The 21,048-nt window shown below is 55.0% G+C and carries 12 protein-coding genes and 1 pseudogene; 12 read left to right on the forward strand and 1 reads right to left on the reverse strand.

Annotated features, from left to right (window positions below):
• Nucleotides 1-48: 48 nt before the first annotated feature.
• From IDH45_RS14040 to IDH45_RS14050, 3 genes are all read left to right on the forward strand, one after another.
• Nucleotides 49-1,827 carry an ABC transporter ATP-binding protein gene (locus IDH45_RS14040; protein WP_190928606.1) on the forward strand — a complete coding sequence of 593 codons (1,779 nt, stop codon included), beginning with the start codon at nucleotides 49-51 and terminating at the stop codon, nucleotides 1,825-1,827.
• On the forward strand, nucleotides 1,820-3,553 hold the full coding sequence (locus IDH45_RS14045) for an ABC transporter ATP-binding protein (RefSeq protein WP_190928608.1): 1,734 nt from the start codon (nucleotides 1,820-1,822) through the stop codon (nucleotides 3,551-3,553). The genes IDH45_RS14040 and IDH45_RS14045 overlap by 8 nt, the downstream gene beginning before the upstream one ends.
• Nucleotides 3,554-3,856: 303 nt before the next feature.
• Nucleotides 3,857-5,347: an MDR family MFS transporter gene (locus IDH45_RS14050; protein WP_223836643.1), complete on the forward strand. Its 1,491-nt coding sequence runs from the start codon at nucleotides 3,857-3,859 to the stop codon at nucleotides 5,345-5,347.
• Nucleotides 5,348-5,411: 64 nt separating this feature from the next.
• Here the strand turns inward: IDH45_RS14050 and IDH45_RS14055 are convergent, their stop codons facing one another.
• Nucleotides 5,412-5,633: a hypothetical protein gene (locus IDH45_RS14055; RefSeq protein WP_190928609.1), complete on the reverse strand. Its 222-nt coding sequence runs from the start codon at nucleotides 5,631-5,633 to the stop codon at nucleotides 5,412-5,414.
• A 180-nt stretch (nucleotides 5,634-5,813) separates the two neighbouring features.
• On the opposite strand from IDH45_RS14055, the gene IDH45_RS34970 reads away from it, so the two are divergent.
• The 9 genes and pseudogenes from IDH45_RS34970 to IDH45_RS14100 all read left to right on the forward strand — a co-directional run bounded on the left by IDH45_RS34970 (nucleotide 5,814) and on the right by IDH45_RS14100 (nucleotide 20,248).
• Nucleotides 5,814-6,554, forward strand: a complete 741-nt coding sequence (locus IDH45_RS34970) for an MOSC domain-containing protein (RefSeq protein ID WP_190928611.1) — start codon at nucleotides 5,814-5,816, stop codon at nucleotides 6,552-6,554.
• Between the two features lie 208 nt (nucleotides 6,555-6,762).
• Complete coding sequence (locus IDH45_RS14065) at nucleotides 6,763-7,179, forward strand: VOC family protein (RefSeq protein WP_190928613.1); 417 nt, start codon at nucleotides 6,763-6,765, stop codon at nucleotides 7,177-7,179.
• A gap of 96 nt (nucleotides 7,180-7,275) precedes the next feature.
• On the forward strand, nucleotides 7,276-7,485 hold the full coding sequence (locus tag IDH45_RS14070; RefSeq protein ID WP_190928615.1) for a hypothetical protein: 210 nt from the start codon (nucleotides 7,276-7,278) through the stop codon (nucleotides 7,483-7,485).
• A gap of 352 nt (nucleotides 7,486-7,837) precedes the next feature.
• Nucleotides 7,838-9,709, forward strand: a complete 1,872-nt coding sequence (locus tag IDH45_RS14075) for a leucine-rich repeat domain-containing protein (RefSeq protein WP_190928617.1) — start codon at nucleotides 7,838-7,840, stop codon at nucleotides 9,707-9,709.
• A gap of 247 nt (nucleotides 9,710-9,956) precedes the next feature.
• Nucleotides 9,957-11,336, forward strand: a complete 1,380-nt coding sequence (locus IDH45_RS14080) for an extracellular solute-binding protein (protein ID WP_190928619.1) — start codon at nucleotides 9,957-9,959, stop codon at nucleotides 11,334-11,336.
• 279 nt (nucleotides 11,337-11,615) lie between these two features.
• Nucleotides 11,616-11,729 (forward strand): annotated as a pseudogene (locus IDH45_RS14085) (thymidylate synthase); the annotation flags it as partial.
• A 522-nt stretch (nucleotides 11,730-12,251) separates the two neighbouring features.
• Nucleotides 12,252-13,238: a hydroxyacid dehydrogenase gene (locus tag IDH45_RS14090; RefSeq protein WP_190928621.1), complete on the forward strand. Its 987-nt coding sequence runs from the start codon at nucleotides 12,252-12,254 to the stop codon at nucleotides 13,236-13,238.
• Nucleotides 13,239-13,298: 60 nt separating this feature from the next.
• Nucleotides 13,299-14,630 (forward strand): ABC transporter substrate-binding protein, encoded by a 1,332-nt coding sequence (locus IDH45_RS14095; protein ID WP_190928623.1) that lies wholly within the window; start codon nucleotides 13,299-13,301, stop codon nucleotides 14,628-14,630.
• A gap of 161 nt (nucleotides 14,631-14,791) precedes the next feature.
• Nucleotides 14,792-20,248 (forward strand): heparinase II/III domain-containing protein, encoded by a 5,457-nt coding sequence (locus IDH45_RS14100; protein WP_190928624.1) that lies wholly within the window; start codon nucleotides 14,792-14,794, stop codon nucleotides 20,246-20,248.
• Nucleotides 20,249-21,048 lie beyond the last annotated feature (800 nt).

Below are 21,048 nucleotides of genomic sequence, written 5' to 3' on the forward strand. Positions count from 1 at the left end.
TGTTGTGCGGCTGGCGTAATATAACATCGGAGAAAAGGGGGGACACGCTTGACTAAGCCGGTATCGACGGATTCGGACAAATCTTTGTGGGCGGTGTACGTCTGGTGCGTATCCTTTCTCAAGCCGTATCTGTTCTTGTTAGTTTTATTAATAACGTCAGCTGCCGTCGTATCGGCGGCCGAGCTTGCCATTCCGCAATTTATCCGTACTTTTATCGATGTTACGCTCCCGTCCGGGGACCGGAGCGGATACTATTCGGCGATGGCTTGGCTGGCCGGTATTATCGCAATCATGATCGCGGCGGGCATGGTTCAGAATCTGCTCCGCCGCATGTTACAGGAGAGAGCGGCACGTGATTTGCAGGTTGCCATCCTCGGGCATCTGCGGCGGCTCGGATTTGCTTACTTCGAACGTACGCCGTCAGGCCAGACGCTGTCACTGGTCCATACGGAAGTCGCCGCTGCTCAGAACTTATACCGGCAGCACTTCCCAGCGATGATCGGCAGTTTTTTGTTCTCGGCCCTTTCGATCGCGATTATGGCATCCACGCACATCGGGCTGACGCTGATCGTGATCCCCTGCTTCTTGCTATACTACGTATTCGGTCCGATGCTTGAGCGCAAAGCTTCCGTCAGCGGCAAGGAAATGTCGCAAAACCGGATCGAAGAAAACCAGAAGGCGTACGAAAGCGTCTCCGCTGCGATGGAACTGCGGGCGTTTGGCGCGCACGGATGGGATATGAACCGGTATAACGAAAAGGTGACTGCTCACAACCGGAGCATGATTCGCACGTATTGGTACGCCTATTTGCGGGGGACGAACCGGAGACTGACTTATTACGCGGGTGCCATTGCCGTTTTTATATACGGATATCATTTGATACAACATGATCTGTTAACGGTTGGGGGATTCGTATCTTTTCTGCTGTATTATTTCGCTGCGATGCATCGGCTGACCGCTGTCGTGACCAGCGTTACGGAGCAGAAAGTGCTTATGTATCAAGCGGAGAAGCTGTATCAATTCATCCGGCGCAAGCCGCTCGTCGAACCGCCGGCGGAGCCTGTAAGACGGGACAGCATTCAAGGAGAGATCCGATTCGAACGGGTTTCGTTCAGCTATGATAACGGAAGGCTCGTTTTGAAAGAGATGGACTTGGTCGTACGGCCAGGGCAGCGGGTAGCGCTGGTCGGACAAAGCGGCTGCGGTAAATCAACCGCCCTCAAGCTGATCGGCAGATTTTACGACCCGGACAGCGGCTCCGTTCGCATAGATGGCATACTTGTCCGAGATTTGTCGCCCGACTCGCTTGGACATGCTCTAGGTTATGTGTTCCAGGACACCTATTTATTTGGCGCCTCGGTCAAAGAAAATATCCGTTTCGGCCAACCGGATGCAACAGATGAAGAGGTTGAGCTTGCCGCCAAAGCCGCGTTCGCCCATGATTTCATTACCGAGCTGCCGGACGGCTACGATACGCTTGTCGGGGAACGCGGAGTGCGTCTGTCGGGCGGACAAAAGCAGCGCATCTCCATCGCTCGCATGTTTATCAAAAATCCTGCCGTCGTTTTGCTGGATGAAGCTACCTCCGCCCTGGACAATACCAGCGAACGCGAGGTGAAATCGGCACTGGATCGTCTGTTGGCGGGCCGAACGGTGATCGCCGTCGCTCACCGGCTGACGACCATTAGCGACTTCGATGTAATCGCTATGATGGAAGACGGCCGGGTGATCGAATTCGGTACTTATAAGCAGTTGATAGCGGCCGGAGGTGCTTTTAAGCAACTGGCCGAAGGCGAAGCGCCGAGAAAGGAGGGGGCCGGTGTCTAATCTCATTTGGCTGGCCAGGCTGGCGGGCAAAGCTAAGTGGCTGCTCCTGCTATCCGTTGTATTGATGACGGCTGAGTCGTTATCGTATCTGATGCAGACCGGACTGCAGCAAACGATCATTGACGACGTGCTGATGGCGGGACGGACGGAGTTGTTTTGGCCGACCTTGCTGCAAATCGCTGCGGCTTATATCGCTTATTCGCTTTTATTTACGTTCGGGCCGCATGCGATCCATCACACCGTTGCCCGGGTTCGCCATTCGTTGTCGGGCAGTCTGATGGATCGGCTCCACCAGATCCCGTCGCTTGATTTGCAAAAAGAAAGAACCGGGCACTACGTGTATCATTTCACAACGGATTTGCAAAATGTGGCCGGCATGACCGGAGGCGATTTGCCGAGGTTGTTTCAGCACTTGACCACCGTGTTGTTTCTATCCTATGTGATTGCCAAGGCAAACCTGATCTTGTTTGCAGTTTTGGCAGCATTCAGCGTGATTTACGTACTTCTTGGAAAAAGGTTTGCCGCCGAACGCAAACAGGCTGCTGCCGAAATCAACCGCACCAAATCTGCGCTGCTTGTACATATGGAGGAGAGCATATCGTCAACTCGTGAAGTCATCGCCTTCCACCGGCAGTCGTGGGAATCCGCCATCTACAAAAAACGGTTCGGAGCTTATTACCGTGACGTCATGCGGGAAGGCAAGCTGATTAACCGGCAGCAGCTGATCAGCGACCCTCTGCGATGGGGAACGACGTGGATCGTGCTTCTGGCCGGCGGACTTCTCGTCATCGACGGCCAGCTGTCGCTGGGGATGTTCGTGATCACGTACCAGTTTGCCAACCGGTTTATGGATTCCTTTCATGGTTTGTATCAATTTGCGCTGGGGTTGTCCGGCAAGGTGTCCTCGGTCGAGAGGTTGCGCCGCTATCTGGATGGGGATCGTCTGCACTCGTTAGGTGACCCGCTGCAAGGACCGCTCTCGGAACTGAGGTTCGAACAGGTATCGTTTGCGTATGACACCGGACGGAATGCCGTATTGGCCGGAATCAGTCTGGACATCCCGCTGGGACGGAAGGTTGCTCTGGTCGGCACAAGCGGCGGCGGCAAATCGACCCTAGCGGGCTTATTGCTCCGGTTTCTGGAACCTACGGACGGTGTACTTGCGGTAAACGGCCGACCGCTGCCGGAATGGTCCCGCGGCGACTGGATGAATCGGGTGGCAGTCGTGCTTCAAGACCCTTACTTTTTCCCCGATACGATCCGGACGAATTTGCTGCTGGGATTGGAACAAGTGTCGGATCGGACCATGATCGAGGTGTGCGAGGCGATGCAAATTCATGATTTCATTATGAATACTCCTCAGGGCTACAACACGGTGATCGGGGAAAGAGGCATTACGCTCTCCGGCGGGCAAAGGCAGAGGCTTGCTTTGGCGAGAGCGCTGCTGCGCAATCCGGATATTCTCATCCTTGACGAATCGACTTCGGCACTCGATCTCGAGACGGAACGGTGCATCCAGGAGCAGTTGGATATCATCCGCGAGGGGCAGACGACGATCATCATCGCGCACAGGCTGTCGACGATCCGCAATGCGGACCTGATTGTGGTGCTCGATAAAGGGAAGCTGGCAGAAAGCGGGTCGCACGATCAGTTAATGCAGGACGGGCCGCTATACCGCGAACTTGTATGGAAGGAGCAGGAGGGGGAGGGGCTCGTGGCCGGGTAACAATCAAAGAAGCAGACAAGGCTTGAAGCTTGCGCGAAAGCGTACCCGGTTTGATGCTGGAACAGGTACGCTTTTGTATGTTAAGCCGGGTGGTGCACGAATGCCGATCCCGGTACCATCATAAAAGAAATCGGTCCGCTGTAAGTCGTATCCAAGTCTGTTTCCAACCTCCCAAAAAGACAGCAATCCGTAAGAAAGCCTGGCGCAATCAACATGCTACAATAGGAAAGCAATAGGAGCATAAGTTCGCTTATGGCTAATTGCTTATGGTTTTAGATGGAGACAAGACCGGAGAGGAGCCAGATGGTGGAGAGTCAAGGTACTAAAAAAGATAGAGAAGGAACCTTTGGCAGCAGAAGTAATTTTATTGTAGTTTTGGTTATGATTCTGGGCGTGTTTGTCGCCATTTTGAACGAGACGCTGCTTAATGTGGCCTTGTCCAAAATTATGGCCGATATCGGCGTTTTGCCCAGTAAGGCCCAATGGCTGACGACCGGATATTTGCTGGTGATCGGGGTGCTGATCCCGGTGACGGCGTATTTGATTCAGAGATTTACGACAAGGAGTTTGTTTCTGACCGCTATGGGGCTGTTTACGGCGGGGACGTTCGTCGCTGCGGTCGCTCCCGGATTTGAAGCGCTTTTGGCCGGGAGAATCTTGCAGGCGGCGGGGACGGGGCTGTTGTTCCCTTTGCTGACCAATGTCGTATTCGCTACAGTCCCTATCGAGAAAAGAGGCTCGGCCATGGGGATGATCGGGATCGTGATTACGTTCGCTCCTGCAATCGGGCCGACTTTGTCCGGCATCATCGTCGAGCATTTCAGCTGGCGGCTGCTCTTTTACAGCGTGCTTCCTGTCGCTCTGTTCGTCATCGCCTTCGCTTACGTGAAGCTACGCAACGTGACGGAGACGACGAATCCGAAAGTCGACCTATTGTCGCTTCTGCTGTCGACGCTCGGGTTCGGAGGACTGGTGTACGGGTTCAGCAGCGCAGGAGAAGGGCACGGCGGATGGACCAGCAGCAAGGTTTACGTGCCGATCGGAATCGGAGTTGTTTCGCTGGTGTTATTTACATGGAGACAGTTGACGCTGACGCAGCCGCTGCTTGACCTTAGAACGTTTAAGTACAACGTGTTCCGGATGTCGACGCTGATTATGATTATCGTCATGATGGCGATGTTCTCGGCGATGATGCTTTTGCCGATTTATTTGCAGAACGCCTTGAGCTACAGTCCGCTTGAAGCCGGGCTGATCATGCTGCCGGGCGGAGTCGTGATGGGGATCATGTCGCCGGTCACGGGAAAGCTGTTCGACAAGTTTGGCGCCAAGTGGCTGGCTGTGGTCGGGCTGGGGCTGATCGCCGCTTCGTTATGGCAGTTCGCGTTTCTTTCGGTGTCCACACCGTATTTCACGATCATGATCTTTAATACGTTGCTGATGCTCGGAATCTCGATGCTGATGATGCCGGTTATGACCAATGCCTTGAACGAACTTCCTTCCAGGCTGTATCCTCACGGAACGGCCATTATCAGCACGCTCCAGCAAGTGGCCGGAGCCGTAGGGACCGCGCTGCTCGTCACGATTATGACGAACGGGTCCAAGCGTTATTTGGAACAACTCGGCGGCTCTGCGGACGATAGGGAGATGCAAATTCTTGCCATGATGGCGGGAATGAAAAGCGCCTTTCTGCTCGCCTTCGCTCTGGTCGCGGTCGCATGGGCGGTATCGTTTATGCTCAAACGGTCAGTTCCGCCGGAAGGGGAGCTGGAAGGCAGCAGGGCAACGGTTCACTAGTCGCCGAAGCGGCGGACTGTTGGCGGTTGAGAGGCGCTCTGAATATCAAAAGCTCTGTTTCTATCTATTTATTAGGTTTGCCCGGTTTTGGGACCATTTTCGGCTTGGCCACTAACGTCATTTTCTTATTGTCGATATAGTCGATTTCATAGTCGCCGAGCTGGCGGATCAGGGACAAGACGGCGGGCGGAAAATTGGCTGCCTGAACATCCAGCGCATCTTCCAGCTCGTTGTACCAGCCGAGCATATTTTTATGGATCGTGACGAATTTCGCTTTATTTTTCATAGCGTACCCCTCTGTTCTAGTTTTTCTATATCCTATGCGCCGCCACAGTAATAGGGATGGACTAATAGAGGTAGAAACCGAAAAAGATTCGAAACGGAACCCCCGTTTGTTAATCCTGACCGAATCGTTGATAATAACTTTAACGCGGTTATTACACCATATAGAAATGAGCGATCAACGGTGCAAAAACGATGGGTTGGCGAGGTCACGCATATTACGAGATATCCGGTCAAATCGATGGCGGGAGAGTCTTTAACCCGGACGGCTGTAGCGGCTTACGGGTTGTACGGGGACAGGAGCCATGCTCTCGTCGATCCCGCGAAGCAAGGCTGGGAGCGTTATATTACCGCCAGACAAATTCCCCGGCTGCTCGGCTACAGGCCGACATTTCTCGAACAAAGCACGGAGGGGGAATTTCCGCAGTTGCAAATCGCTTCTCCGGATGGGCGGACATTCGGGTGGGACGAGCAGTTGTTAAGCGAGCTCGGCAGCCTCTCGAACCGGACGATGACGATGATCCGGCACCAGCCGGACAGTGTCGATCTGCTGGCCGTGGATACGGGGGCGATTCTTCTGATTACCGACCGGTCTTTGCGGAAGCTGGAGCGTCTGACGGGCCGGGAGATCGATCCGCGCCGGTTTCGCGCCAATATCGTCGTTTCCCTGCACGAGGATGCCACAGAGGACGAGACCGGTTGGATCGGAAAGGAACTTTCCATAGGCGGCTGCCGGCTCCAGATCGAAGAGCCGTGCGAGCGATGCTCTGTCATTACGTTAGATCCGGATACCTACGAGCGAGATGTGAAGATTCTGAAGCAAGTCAACGAACAGATGAATCTGATCTTCGGCGTATATGCTTCGGTAACGGCGGTCGGCGACGTAGGCGTGGGAGACCGGGTGTATGTAGGGGAGCAAGGATAGATTTGATCAGATGGCCAATTAAAAGAATGGAAACTTATGATCAATTATTCCTTGACAGGAATATTCCTTAAAGGGTATATTTGAAACGTAACCTACAGCGGATAAGAAAAGCTGCTACGACTAGAGGAACCAAAAACGGCTGGCCAAGCGGCTCAACCTTATAGCCCGTAACAAAGCCGGCTCGACAAATTATCGATGAGGTGATCGTATGGCAGTTAGAGCGAATCAAATTTTTGTTAATTTACCGGTTAAAGATTTGAACCAAACGATCGAGTTTTTTACAAAAGTCGGGTTTGAGTTTAATCCGGAATATACGGACGAGAATGCAGCATGTATGATCGTCAGCGACCATATTTTCGTGATGCTGCTGGTCGAAGAGTTTTTCAAAAATTTCACTAAAAAAGAGATCGCGGATGCAACGAAAACGACGGAAGTTATCGTGGCGCTGTCTGCAGACAGCAAAGAGCAAGTGAATGAGATCGTAAACCGTGCGCTCGCAGCCGGCGGTACAGTATCCAATGAACCTATGGATCAAGGCTTCATGTACGGATGGAGCTTCCAGGATATTAACGGCCATCTGTGGGAACTGATGTATATGGATATGAGCGGAGGCGGCCAAGCTTAAATCCGCGGCAGAACGAGCTTGTTGGGTATGAAAGCGAAGACGGGCCTCCTCAAGCGGGAGGCTTTTCGCATACGGGGAGATCGAAAGGAGTTCATAGTGGGCGCATATGTGTATTCGGGAATCGTATGGGGGCTGCTTCTGATCGCGGGCGTGCTGCTCATCGCCGCATCCCGGACGAATCGGAAAGATAAGAACAGCGGCATTTTAAGATGGACGGGGTATGGACTTCTTCTCTGTACTCTTGGGCTGATTGTCCTGGAAATCTATGCTGGTTTCGAGGAAGCGTCGCATCGGATCGGTCATTAAACGCCGAGCGCGAGCCGTTTATTCATTTCGCTAAGATGATATGAAAGAAAAAGGGTATGGGTAGCAGATCGGAAGTCCGATTCTGGATAGAGCGGGCTTTTTTTGCATTCGAAGCTGACGGGTTTCTCTGCCGGATTTATCGGCCTGCGACCGGAACGGGACGTTTTCCGTCCTTTCTAAGTATAATGAAAATGTTGACATTTCGTTTTTAGGCAACTAAGCTTAATTGAAAATTAATACGATTTTTTTGGGGAATTTTTTGGGGTTATCCGTAATACATGATAGAATTTCCTTCCTACTATTAGTTCATCTTATATATTTATATAGTAAAGAATTTTTGAGGGGTGCCGAAGTGGAATTTATCCAATTAATTTGTCCAAATTGTAACGGGAAAATTGAAAATAAAAAAGGGCAAACGTTCAAATGTCCTTTTTGTGAGACGGAACTATTATTAAAAGAGAATAAAGTCTATTATGTGGACCAAACGATTCATAATTATTACGGGACGCCTCCTGCATCCGCTCCTGTGACAACAAACCCGGCGAAACGTGCAAAAACGGCAGGTCTTGTGTCGCTCGTGCTCCTTTGTGCCATGGTTGGATATTTCTTTTTGATCGGCAATCCAGTTAAAGACAGCGGTACTGTCAAATCGCCGCCTGTACGAACGATGCCGGAAAGCGAAGTGCTCCTGTTCTTTTTAAAAGATATTTTCAACAAAGGCACAGCGATGCCGACGGAAGAAGAAATTGAGCGAATCCGTTATTTGTCCGCAGACCATTCTGAAGATCAGTGGCATTTCGTTTACAGCTTCGACGATCCGTTTACGAATAAGCAAGCTGAAAAAATCAACTATGTGATTTCAGACAAAATATTGAATACTCAAAAAATCGAACAAAAAGACTTTGAGGCGTTTAGCGGACTAACGGCGTTAAATCTGATGGGGGAATACGAGATCTCCAAAAATCAGGACGTCAGTTTTCGGCATATGGAACAATTAAAAAGCTATGAAGGCGGCTTTAACGAATCGTTCCAGGTGTTCGCCCAATATTTTGCCGATAAAGCCAAGGTCGTAGAACTCTCCGTACAAATCCGGAACAACGCTGAACTGGCCTTACTGCTGGAGTTTCCGAATTTGCAGTCGCTTGACATTTCCTATGTCGATAAGTCTGTTACGGACTTCCATCTGCTGAATCAGCTGAAGCTAAAGTCATTATCATTTCGTACGATCAACGATATAAAATGGTTGTCTTCCTTAACCGGCTTGGAGTCCTTAGGCATCTATTATAGTGATGCAACCGACTTTAGTTCTTTGTATTCACTGAGTCAATTACAAGAGTTGAGGTTTGAGGCAGTAAAAAATTTAAAAACGATTGATTTTGTACAAAACATGCCTAACCTGCAAGTGCTGGAGATCGATCGGGCCGATCTTGCGAGCTTAGAACGGCTAAGAAATAAGTTATCCTTGACGAAGCTGCGAGTAGCGTACCTCTCTCCATTAGGTTCTGTTGAATTTGTGAACAGTTTAACTTCTCTGACGGAATTGTCGATAACGGGTTATCATGGAGCGGTCTCCTCATTCACACTGCCTAATTTAAAGAAAGCCGAAGTATCCGGTTCGATCTTGAAAAAGCTGACGGCGCCTGCCTTGCAATCTTTAAAGGTTAACATTGGCAGCGTAGATCTACATGGGGCAGATGTCGTGAAATACCCGCAGCTGGAGCAGCTTTCACTGATTGATGGAAGTTTTGAAGATATCCGTTCCCTGGATCGTCTGCCCAGTCTGCAATCCTTATATGTAGAAGATATGAGTTTTTATGATGAAACGAGTGCGTTATTCCAATTGCAGCATATCAAAACGTTGACCTGTAAGGATTGCAGTTTCCAGCTCCGCAGCCAAGATCCGTTCTCAAATGATACGCTCGAACATTTAATTTTGACCAAGACGTGGTTTCAAATAGGCAACGAACGAGTGAGTGAAATGGATAAGGTGATGCCTTATTTTGCAAATGTGACAGCCTTACGTTCATTTTCCATGCAGGACAGCTCGCTGCAATCGCTGGATTTCATGAACAAGTGGCAGCATATGGAGGTGCTTCATTTGGAAAATAACGCGATTTCCAATGTGGAGCCTCTGGTGAAACTTCCAAATCTGAAAAAGTTGTATATGGAAGGCAATCCGGTACAAAACAAGTCTGTTCTGGATAAGAGAATTTTAGTTTATTGATAAAAAAGGTCGGTTGTCCAGCTCCCTATAGGATAGACAGGTAACACGGTCTGTCGCATAGGGAGTTTTATTTGCTGCGGAAACGATTGTATCAAATCCCTCACGGAAGCCGCACAGGGGAACAGCGTCTCCATGCCCGGTCCATATTCCGTAGATAGTAGGCAGGACTTGAAAAGGACGGTGCGAATTGATAAGATTTTGGTGACGTCCAAAATCCAATTCAATCAGGCAGGGAGCAGGAATAGCGATGAATTCAAAGCCGAGCCGACGCACTTTCAGAGACCGTATGAACGAAATGATCGCCACGCTGCGCCGCGATATCGAGTCGGGCGTTTATGCGCCCGGCTCTTTTTTGCCTTCGGAAGAACGACTTGCCGAGCAGTTCGAAGTGAGCTACAAATCGGTGGCCAAAGCACTTGATCAGCTGGCGGCCGAAGGGTTGCTGGTCAAAATACGCCGGGTGGGCAGCAAGGTCGTCAAAAAGGAGACGGTTCATTTCGGGTTTCACGATACGATGTACCGGGACGTCGACCTGGCCTCGCTGCTTGCCTTGTTTCACCAGGAGCATCCGCATATCGAGATCCGTCCGGTCGCCATCTCGCAAAACTATGCTTCGGATACGATCGACGATCTGATGACATCCGGCCGGTTCGACGTCATGATGACCAATCATATTTACTACCAGCACGCCCGGGAGCGCAATCGGCTGAACGTGCTGGAGCCGGTGTGCCTTGCGGACGACACGTATCCGTTTCTTCGCGAGGAGCTGCTTGTCGACGGCGTCAGCTACGCTTTGCCGCTTGTATTTTCACCGGTCATCCTCGCCTATAATCCGGAGCATTTCCGGGAGGCGGGGCTCCCGGAGCCGGACAGCGGATGGACGTGGGAACGGATGCTGGAGGCTGCCGCGCAGTTGACGAAGCCAGAAGGAAGATATGGATTTGCCGCCAGCTTCCTGGCCGGCAACAACCGCTGGCCGGCGATCTGGATGCAGCTTGCCTCCGATCCGCTGCATTCATCCGGCTGGCGGCTGGAGGCGGAGGAACTTGCCGCGGCCCTGACGTACAGCTGCGGCTTGATGAAAGCAGACGGAGTCGTTCCGAGTTTTCTCGACGTTTCGACGATGCAGTCCCTGTTCGCCGAAGGCAAGCTGTCGATGCTGATGACGACTTACTTTTTGCTGAACGGCTTGGGCGACAAGATTCCGTACGATATAGCGCCATTGCCTTACGTAACGAAACCGCGGACCATGCTGCTGTGGATCGGACTGGCCATTTACCGCAAGACGGCGGTGCCGGAGGCGGCCCGCACGTTCGTTGAGTTTATGTCGTCTCCCGAGGCGCAAGCGGTCATCCGCCGCAATACGCTCAGCATCCCGGGCTCCGCCGTCGCGGCCGGCGCGTCGGAGCCGAAGGTGCACAAGCCGGAACGGTACAATTTGTACCGGGAAATTATTCCGACCTACCGGAGCCATCGGCAATACGGGCTGAGCCACGAGACGATCGAAGCGGTGCGCGAGCTGCTGCCGCTGCTGTACTCCGGCTTGATCGGAGCTGCGGAGCTGCGCGTCCGGCTGGCGGAGCTGCTGGATCAGCAGGAGGCCGGGCGGATCGCTTCCGGCGGTTAAGGCACTTCGGCACGGTGCGGCTGCCAGTCCAATAACAAAAGGGTACATCCCCCGCCAGTTGGTTGGAATAAGAGCGGTTTGAAGCTTTTATTTTGTGCGAACCCGTGTGGATGGAGGAATTAAGAGCGGTTTGGGCTGTTAAAATCGGCAAAAAGGGTGCAACCCCCACCAGTTGGTTGGAATAAGAGGTACAAACCACCTTTATTTCGTTTGTTTTATGGATAATGAGGAAAATAAAGGGTTAAAAGACACTTATCTTGCTCAAAGTCCGCGTGCGTGACGAATGTTGGCTATCTGCACGAACACGGCGTATCTACATGGGACGAATGGGCTGATGAGAACGGCGATTTGGGGCCGGTGTGCGGCAAGCAGCGGCGCGAATCGGGAGGACCAAGCTGCTCGCAAAAATGAGGTGACCGGTTTCGCTTATTGGAGTCGGGTTGCCCCCGTAACACCTCATCAACGAGCGGCTGGAGCCAAAATACCCGTTCCCTCCACGCACAAACGTAGGGGGTTGCTCGCCAAAGGACCGTCCGATGGTTTACAGATCCCAGAAAAAGTCATGGTTTTTTCAGGGAGTGCGAATTATTAAGTTTGATCTTCAACGAGAGACCGTTTAATGCCAGTTCACAGGCTAAAAACGGTCTTTTTGCATCTTAGAAAAAAGCCAAGAGGGCTGTTCTGTTCAGTGGCCGCGAGCTTTTTGGACGGTTTTTTGGCGTGCATTTGTGCAGCCGGACGCGCAATTGAAATCAAAAAAAGCGACGAATGAAAATCCGATGGTTGACATTGCTGCGGGAAGGATTATAATTTGTTATGTAGATAGTATGTAGATGTTTATTTTTGAATTATTGTAGCTTGTTAATGTATTCTGCGTATCTTCTACATATCTAAAAAGAATGGAGGACGAGAAGCTTGGCATGGACGATCGCTCTCTGCTATCCGCCCAACTTGCAACGACCGATTATGCACGAACGGCACCTGGAACGTCTGGCGGGCCTGGGGAGGGTGATTCACACGGAATGGACGGACCCGGAGCAAGCACGCCGTTCGCTGTATGAGGCCGATGCGGCCATCACCTCGTGGGGGACGCCGGCGCTGGACGAGGAGTGGCTTCGCCACTGTCCCCGGCTGAAGGTGGTCGCGCATGCAGCCGGCACGGTCAAAGGGCTTGTATCCTCCGCGCTGTGGGAACGGGGCATCCGCGTATCGAGCGCCAACGGACCACTGGGGGAGGGGGTTGCCGAGACAACGCTAGGCATGACGATCGCCTCGCTGAAAAATATGTGGCGCATCGACCGGGCAACGCGTTCCGGCGGATGGAAGGAAGAAAGAAAAGGGGCGAGAGAACTGTATCAGATTACGGTCGGCGTGATCGGAGCGGGCAAGGCGGGCATGCACTATATGAAGCTGCTGCGCCCTTTTCAGATCAAGGTGCTGGCTTACGATCCGTTCGTCAACCAGCAGCAGCTGGCAGAGCTGGGAGCGACCCGGACGGACCTGGACGAATTGATCCGCCAATCCGATGTCATTTCGATTCACGCGCCGCTGCTGCCTTCGACCCGCAATATGATCGATCGGAGCCGGCTTATGGCGATGAAGGACGACGCCATTGTGATCAATACGGCCAGGGCGCCGATCATCGACGAGGAGGCGCTGGTCGAGCAGCTGTCGCTCGGACGGCTGTTCGCCTGTCTGGACGTCACCTCGTCGGAGCCGCTGGCGGCCGATCATCCGCTGCGCTCGCTGCCGAATTGCGCGTTGACGTGCCATATTGCAGGAGCGGTATCCAACGGCGGCTATCGGCTCGGACAATTTGCAGTCGAAGAGCTTGAACGTTTTAAGCGGGGGATCAGGATGGAAGGCGAAGTGGAGCGCGAGCAGATGGAGATTTTGGCGTAGGAGCCGCTGGCTTGGACAATTAAAGAAAGCGTTTGCAAAAATAAGGAGGCAATGTGGACCATGAACCGAACTGTGAAAACGGCATGGCTGCCAGTGATGCTGGCGAGCGCGCTTGCCCTGACCGCATGCGGCAGCGACGGAACGGAGCGGCGGCAGGCCCAAGAGGACAATGGCGCGGCCGTACCGAGTGGGCCTAAGCCGGTCGATCTGTTTATTTATACCGATGTGACTGACGAAGTGTTCCAGGCGACTTGGGGCGAGCGCATCCGCCGGCAATTCCCCCATGTGACTATCAAACATCAGCAGGGGGTAAAAGGCGCGCGGATCGAAGATCTGGTGGCGGCGGGCACGATCCCGGATGTGATGCGGACGCAGACGACAACGATTCGCGACGAATATTTGAACCTGGGGCTTTCCTACGATATGCGCGAGTTGGTGCAGAAACACAAGCTGGACCTTAACCGGTTCAATCCCGTTTATTTGCAGCGCATCATCAATGAAACCGGTGCGTCCGGAGGCGAAATCTACGGCTTGCCGATCAATTCCCCCAGTCCGCTCGTCCTGTTTTACAACAAAGACCTGTTCGGCAAGTTCGGCGTTCCGTATCCGAAGGACGGTATGTCATGGGACGATTTGGTTCCGCTGGTCCAGCAGCTGTCACGCTCGGAAGGCGGCATCTTGTATCGCGGGCTGACGACCAATTATATGTCGGTGCTGCGGGACAATGCGTGGTCCCACCCGATTTTGAACCCGAATGCCGACGAGATGGCCGATACGGCCAAATGGCAAATTTTGTTCAACAATCTGAAGCGTTTTTACGAGATTCCCAACAATCCGATGGCGGCCTCGCTTACGGCCGAGCTCCAGCTGTTTTACAAAGAACGGACGGCTGCGATGTATGTCGGGCAAATTAACCAGTTCAACTCGTTCCCGGCCGATCTGAGCTGGGATATGGTCAGCTTGCCGCAGTTGAAGGAAGCGCCGAACAGGCTGTCCCAGCTGACGCCTCCGTACTGGTCAATTACCCGTCAAAGCAAGGTGAAGGACGAAGCGTTCGCCGTCATACTGGATTTGCTGTCCGAGGACGTGCAGCTCGCACAAGCCAAGGAAGGCAAAATTCCGACTCTTGCGGACAAAAAGCTGGAGCAGGCGTTCGGTCAGGAGACGCCGGCGCTGAAGGGTAAAAATACAAAAGCGGTCTTTTATCATCCGTTCGCCGACCCGACGCCGCTCAGGAAAGCCGAACTGCCGGTTGTGCCGCTTGGCAAGCAGCAAACGATTGTCAGCAACGCTTTCGAGAAGGTAGTGAAGCAGGGGACCGACGTCAATACGGCGCTGCGGGAGGCGCAGGATCAGCTTAAAAAAGAGCTGGATACCGCAAAAGCCAAGTAGAGCCGGCCGACTGCGCAGGGCGTACAGACGACAGAACAGCGGACCGGGATGAAGCGATCCTATGACGATACGAAGCTGTATATCGCCTGGGACGGACGATATGTAAGCGGATACAATAAAAGGCTGCAGCAATCCTTACAGCCTTTGAGGAGGAGACGCACATGCAGGGAAAATGGAAGCAAGGTCTCACCCGGGTGCAGGCGGGCGTATTGATCGTGGCGCTGGCATCGCCAGGCTGGACGGCAGCGGGCGGCTCGCCGGTGACGGAGCCGTATGAAGGGGAGAGCGCCGCTGTAGTAGTTGCGCCGGAGGTTGCCGTGCATACGGATCGATGGCTGACAGCGCAGCCCACTTCAGTCCCCGTCCAGACGGACGGCGTGTGGAGCGAAAGCGTGTGGGAAGAAGTTTACGGAACGGGCGGTTTTTCCACCGCCTTTTTCAATGAACAGGCGGAACAGCAGACGATCATGAAGCTGGCTTATGACGATACGCATCTGTATATTGCCTTGGACGGCCAATATGAAAGCGGATACAGTGCGGCGAATGCGCCGGAGGCGGAGCGGGTTTTCGTGCTGCTGAGCCGCGACGACGACATGATGAAATTTTACAGCGTCCCTGTCACGATTACGCCGGGACCGCATCCGATCCGGATTCGGTACAACAATTTCACCGCCGCCGATGTGCGGGAAACGCTGCAAGTGACGGTGGACTTGACGCAAGCCGGGCAGTCGCAGCAGGCGGTGAGCAAACGAAGCGACGGCTGGAGCGCCGAAGTCAGCATCCCGCTGTCCGCGCTCGGAGTCGATGAGATCGAACCCGGTGAGCGCTGGCATGTGAATGCGATCCGTTATTTTGGGATCGCTTCCCAACGTCCGCTCAGCTCCTGGGCGCCGGTGCGGAGGGCGACGGTGATCGACGGCGACGGTTCCGGCCCGAACCGCGGATATACGCTGAGCGTATACACGGCCAATGAAGGACGATTCGGCAGCCTGTATTTCGGAGGAAGAGCGAATGCGCCCGTCAGCGGCAAGCCGGTTGTCGCGTGGCCGCTGACGACCCCGGCACGATTGCTGTACGACAGCTTTACGGAGAAGCAGCTAATCCTGCAGGAGAGTGATTGGAATGCGGTTGAGTCGTCGGTGGACATGCGCTGGACTTCACCGCACGGTGAACAGACTTCGATCGTTCCGGTGTCCAGTGTAAGCGAGGGAAACGAGCGGGTCCTCTCGTTCACCCATCCGGAGCCGCTGCAAAACGGGACGTACCGGCTGCAGGTGACCGCAGAGGAAAACGGAGGGCTTCAGGCCAGACAGCTGGAGCTGGCCTTTGACCGGGACGGACTGATCGCGGCCGGCGATAAGCGGTTTCCGGTTCAACCGTTGGCGGCGGTGACTCATTTGACGCCTGCGGCCCCATCGCCGGAAGTCGCTTTGCTGCTGACACTTGTGCCGGAGAAGGTGGGGATGTTTTTCGCGGGGGTGCCGCATGCCCCGGAGCTGTCGGAGCGGGCGACCAATTACACTTGGTCGGTTGCCGATCCGTGGGCATTGACCTCGACGGACAGCGGGAAGTTGAAGTATCCGAATGCGCAGTATCCGGAAAACAAGCAGCTGACGGTGACCAATCGTCTGGGTCAGACGGTGGACTACCCGTACTACGAGGATGCGAACGGAACACGGTACTTTCTGTCCGCCCATCTGTGGTATTTGCAGCGGCAGTACTTGTTGACGCGGACGCGGGAGCTGGCGTTAACCGATCCGCTCGGTGCGGCGCGTCTGATACATCGGTTCGCCGAGGTGTTCCCGGGCTGGGTGCCGATGAACGATTACGACAAAGGCGTGCAGTATCCGGTCGAGCCGGCGGGCGGTCCGCCTTACCCGTACTATGGCGGCTTGTGGTCCCGCTGGTCGCAGTCCGAACTGAACGCGCTCGGGCAGTTGGCGGATGCTTATGCGATCGTTAAACGGACAAACGCCTTCGATCTGCTGAGCGCCGAATTGGGCGAAGACGCGGACGCGCGCATCGTCGAGGACATGTTCCGGCCGACGCTGGATTACTTTCATTCGTTTCCGGTCATTAAGCACAACAACGAGGTGCTGAACTACATCGGCCTGATCGCGCTGGCCAAAGCGCTGAACGATCCCGCCTTGATGCACGAGGCGGTGGAGCTGGTGGAGCGGTACGCAGCCAATGTGTATATGCTGGACGGCTTCTGGAAGGAAGTGTCGGTGACGTACCACAAAGATTCGGCGCTGCTGCTCAGCCGGGCGGCCGAGCAGGCGGCGGGGTGGAGCGATCCGCCGGGGTACGTGTCGCCGCGGACGGGCACGCGGCTGGAACAGCTGGATTTGCTGCAGCGGATGCCGCAGCTGCCGGCGATGCTCGGGCTCGCTGCGAAGCTGACGTACCCGGACGGACGGGTGCTGCCGATCAACGATACCTGGGCGTTCTATAAACCGCCGCAGCCGCAGGATACCGGCTCGCTGGTGCTGCCCGGCGGCGGGATTGCCAAGCTGGCGCGCGGCCAGGGGGCCGGACAGACGATGCTGTATATGGGCTTTTCGCCGAACAACGGCCACGATCACAAAGATCCGCTCAATTTGACGCTGTATGCGAACGGTCAGGAGCTGCTGCCGGACATCGGTTATACGCATACGAAGTATAGGCAGTGGAGCGCATCGACGCTGGCGCACAACACAGTGGTGGTGGACGGCCGCGATGCGTCGATCTCGGGGAATGCCAAGCCGGGCGGCCTCATCCGCGAGATGGTCAAGCTGGGCGATGCGGCCGAGGTGGTGCGGGCGGAGCAATCGAACGCATACCCGCAGACGGAGACGTATGGACGGGAGCCTTGGCTGATCGGGTTCCACGGAGGGGGAGCGAACGAGGCGTATGTGCTGGACTTGTTTCGCGTGACCGGCGGAGCGAGGCACGAGTATACGCTGAACGGCGATGCGAACCGGACGGCATATTTCGAAACGGAGGCGGCGCTGCAGGAGTACGGCCCGTATTTGCTGGACGGAAATCCGGCCGTGGTGGAGCCGGTGAACGAATACGATACCGGCACGATCAGCGACGGTCAGTACCACGGGTACATGCATGTGCGTAACGTGCGGTCGGCCGCGCTGGAGGACGGACGGTTCGAAGCGACGCTGCGGACGATGGAAGGCGCGGGAGCGCGTTCGAATCTGCGAATCAGCGGGTTTGCCGGAACGGGGGCGAGTCAACTGTTCATAGGTGAATCGCCGTCGCTGCAGGCCACCCGGCTGAAAGGCTTGAACTATGACACGCAGACGGAGGCGGTCAAGCATTTCATGCCGAAGCTGGTCGTGCGCCGGGAAGGAACAGCGCTGAAAAGCAACTTCATTACGGTGCTGGAGCCGTTCGCGTCCGGGCAGCAGCCGCGGATCGAACACATCGAAGTGCTGCACAGCGACGAGCAGACCGGAGCGGCGGCGGTGGCGATCACCTACGGCAACATGCGGGATATTGTGCTAAGCGCGCCGCAGTATGCGGGTGTGCCGCTGGTCGTCGGCGATTTGCGGCTGGACGGCAAGCTTGGCTTTATCCGGCTGGTGGACGGCCAGATCGAGCAGATGCGTCTGGCGGACGGCACGCGGCTGAGCAAGGGAGCGGTCGTAATCACGGCAGGCGGCGCGGTTCAAGGTACGATTGTGCGAACGGAGCGGGAGCGGGACGGCGACGGGCATAACGCGCTGGTGACGGAGGCGGCGGTGCCGCAGTCCGCGGCAGGCCGTTACGTGATCGTCACGCATCCGGATGGATCGGCAGCCGGCTACCGGATCGAAAGCGTTCAGCCGGGGGCAGGCGAGACGGCGCTTGTGCTGGGAGAGCAGGAGCCGGGCTTCACGATCGGGCCGGACGGCCGCTCCGGACAGTTGTATTTTCCGATGAAGCAGTGGACCGGTGCGCATACGCTGCATCTTGCAAATCTGGAGGCAAGCGGGTTTGCCGCTCTTCCGCAACTTATGGCGGGAACGGTAAGCGGAACGGTATACGGTCCCGGGCTTGAACCGCTGGATGGCGCAAATGTGAATGTGAGCGGATTTGGCGGTTTCTCAGCCGTAACCGGACCGGACGGCGCCTTCGTGCTGCCACAGGTTCCGGGCGGCTGGCAGCGGGTAACGGCTAAGAAAGACGGCTATCGTACGACAGTGTCGGATGCCGTCTATGTAGAAGCGGGTCAGACGGTAAGCGTTCCGCTGAAGCTGGATGACAACTCGCCTCCGATGTTGACCGGCGCGCCTGCGGTAGGCGCGGGAATCGGGGAGTCGATACAGGCGGCGTCGTCCCGCGACGGCTGGCTGTACCTGGTACCGGAATCGGTTCCTCCGGTGCCGTCGCAGCTGGAAACGGCTGTCGTCAGCGCAGCGGTGTACGCTGCCCGCGCCGAGGCCGCGGCTCATATTCCAGCTTTGCTCGATACGTCCGGTTTCGCTGCCGGGAGGTATTTGTTGTACGCAGTAGACGGCCGCGGACGTGTGTCCGCAGGATCGCTCGTATGGCTGTTGTCTACCGTCCAAGAGATCGTGGACAATGAAGATTCGCTCGTCGGGTATTCCGGGACGTGGACGACGACGCGCAACGACGACCGGCATATCGGCAGCAGCGCTGTAACGGCGACCTCGGACGGAGCCTACGCCGAGATTCCCTTTTATGGCGCAAGGGCGCAACTGCTCGGCGTTCGTTTCCATACGCACGGCAAAGCTGCGATTTATGTCGATGGCGAATACCGGACAACGGTAGACAACTACCGTGCAAGCTGGAAAGCGCAGGAGGTCCTATTCGATACGGGAGAGCTGCCGGAAGGGGCGCACATCATCCGGTACGAGCGGCTCGGCGAGAAAAACGCAGCCTCCAGCAACTATTTGATCCACTTTGACGCGCTGCGTGTCATGACAGCGGCACAACTGCCGCCGGTTGCCGCCCGCGTCGGAGAAGGACCGGTTGCCGTTGGCTCGCCGGTAGCGGCCACGAGCTCCAAGAGCGCTACCCTTTATCTTGTCCCGCGAAGCACGAGCGCGATCCGCAGTGCGATCGAAGCGGCAGCGGCGGGAGCCGGCGGCTCAAGCGTGACGGTGACGGCTTCGGCATACGGGCTGCTGGACACGACCGGTTTTTCGCCGGGCTTGTACAGCGTATATGCGATCGATGCGAACGGCGTCCTATCCGAACCGCTTCCGCCGATTCCCGTGATCGATCCCGGCGCAACGATTGTAGACAGCGCCGGCCCGGTTGTCTACTACAGCGGATCGTGGTATACGACAAACAATGATAGCCGGCATATCGGCAATAGCGCGGTGACGGCGATGAACAATGGGGCTTATGCCGACATTCCGTTTTACGGGAAAAGGGCGCAGCTGCTCGGCGTTCGCTTCCATGCGCACGGCAAAGCCGCGATTTATATCGATGGCGAGTACCGGACAACGGTGGACAATTACCGCGCAGCCTGGAAGGCGCAGGAGATTATTTTCGATACGGGAGCGCTGCCGGAAGGGCTGCACACGATCAGATACGAGCGAATCGGCGAGAAAAATCCCGCCGCCAGCGACTATTTGGTTCACTTCGACGCGCTTCGGGTGACCAACGAGCCGTAGTCGGGGGGAGGAGGGGATGCCGATCCGCAGATTCGCAGATCAGATGTATAACATCCTCAACCTGCTCATGCGGGAAAGTGGGCCCCTCCCTTGACGAGTCAGCAAGTGTCGCAAGCCCGATACCAAGCCGTTTGTCGCGGCTGTTCGGCTTTCGGCCCTGCTTGTAGCGGGGAAAGGAGCGGATAAGAGCGGTTTGTAACCTCTATTTTGTCCAAAACCCGTTTGGCTAGGGAAATAAGAGCGGTTTGGGACTGCTGTTATCCGCAATAAGGGTACCGACCCCACAAACGGGTTGAAATAAGGGGTACAAACCACCTCTATTCGTCTCTGTTTTCCCGAAACGCCGAACATAGCGGGTGCTAAAGACTCTTATATTGTGCTAGAGCTAGAGCTAGAGCTAGAGCTAGAGCCCGTACGAATGGCAACTTGCGATCCACATAGCCGACCCAATCTGCCGATCAAGCAAGAAAGAGAAAGAGAAAGAGGTAGTCTTACTTGCCCCCATTGCAATCGGGCGTTTACCACCACGAAATCTGAGCATGGGATGCTGGAGCGAAGGCCCCGTTTCCTCCCACGCACTGCATGTCAACAGACCGTCCGGACTTTTACCGGACGGTTTTTTGGCTTTCTCAATCGGATTGTCATCGAGTGACAAAAGTGGTGACAACGCGCTCCCAGATATGGGCCGTTCGTTGCTATGTTGCGGATGGCGCCTCTCCTATAATGAAAAAGGCAAAAACTGCACGCATTGCCAACAAATCGAGGGAGGAAGAGGAGATGAGGCACGGATGAAGCGCGAA

The organism is Paenibacillus oceani, assembly GCF_014705615.1.
GTDB classification, from domain to species: domain Bacteria; phylum Bacillota; class Bacilli; order Paenibacillales; family NBRC-103111; genus Paenibacillus_AB; species Paenibacillus_AB oceani.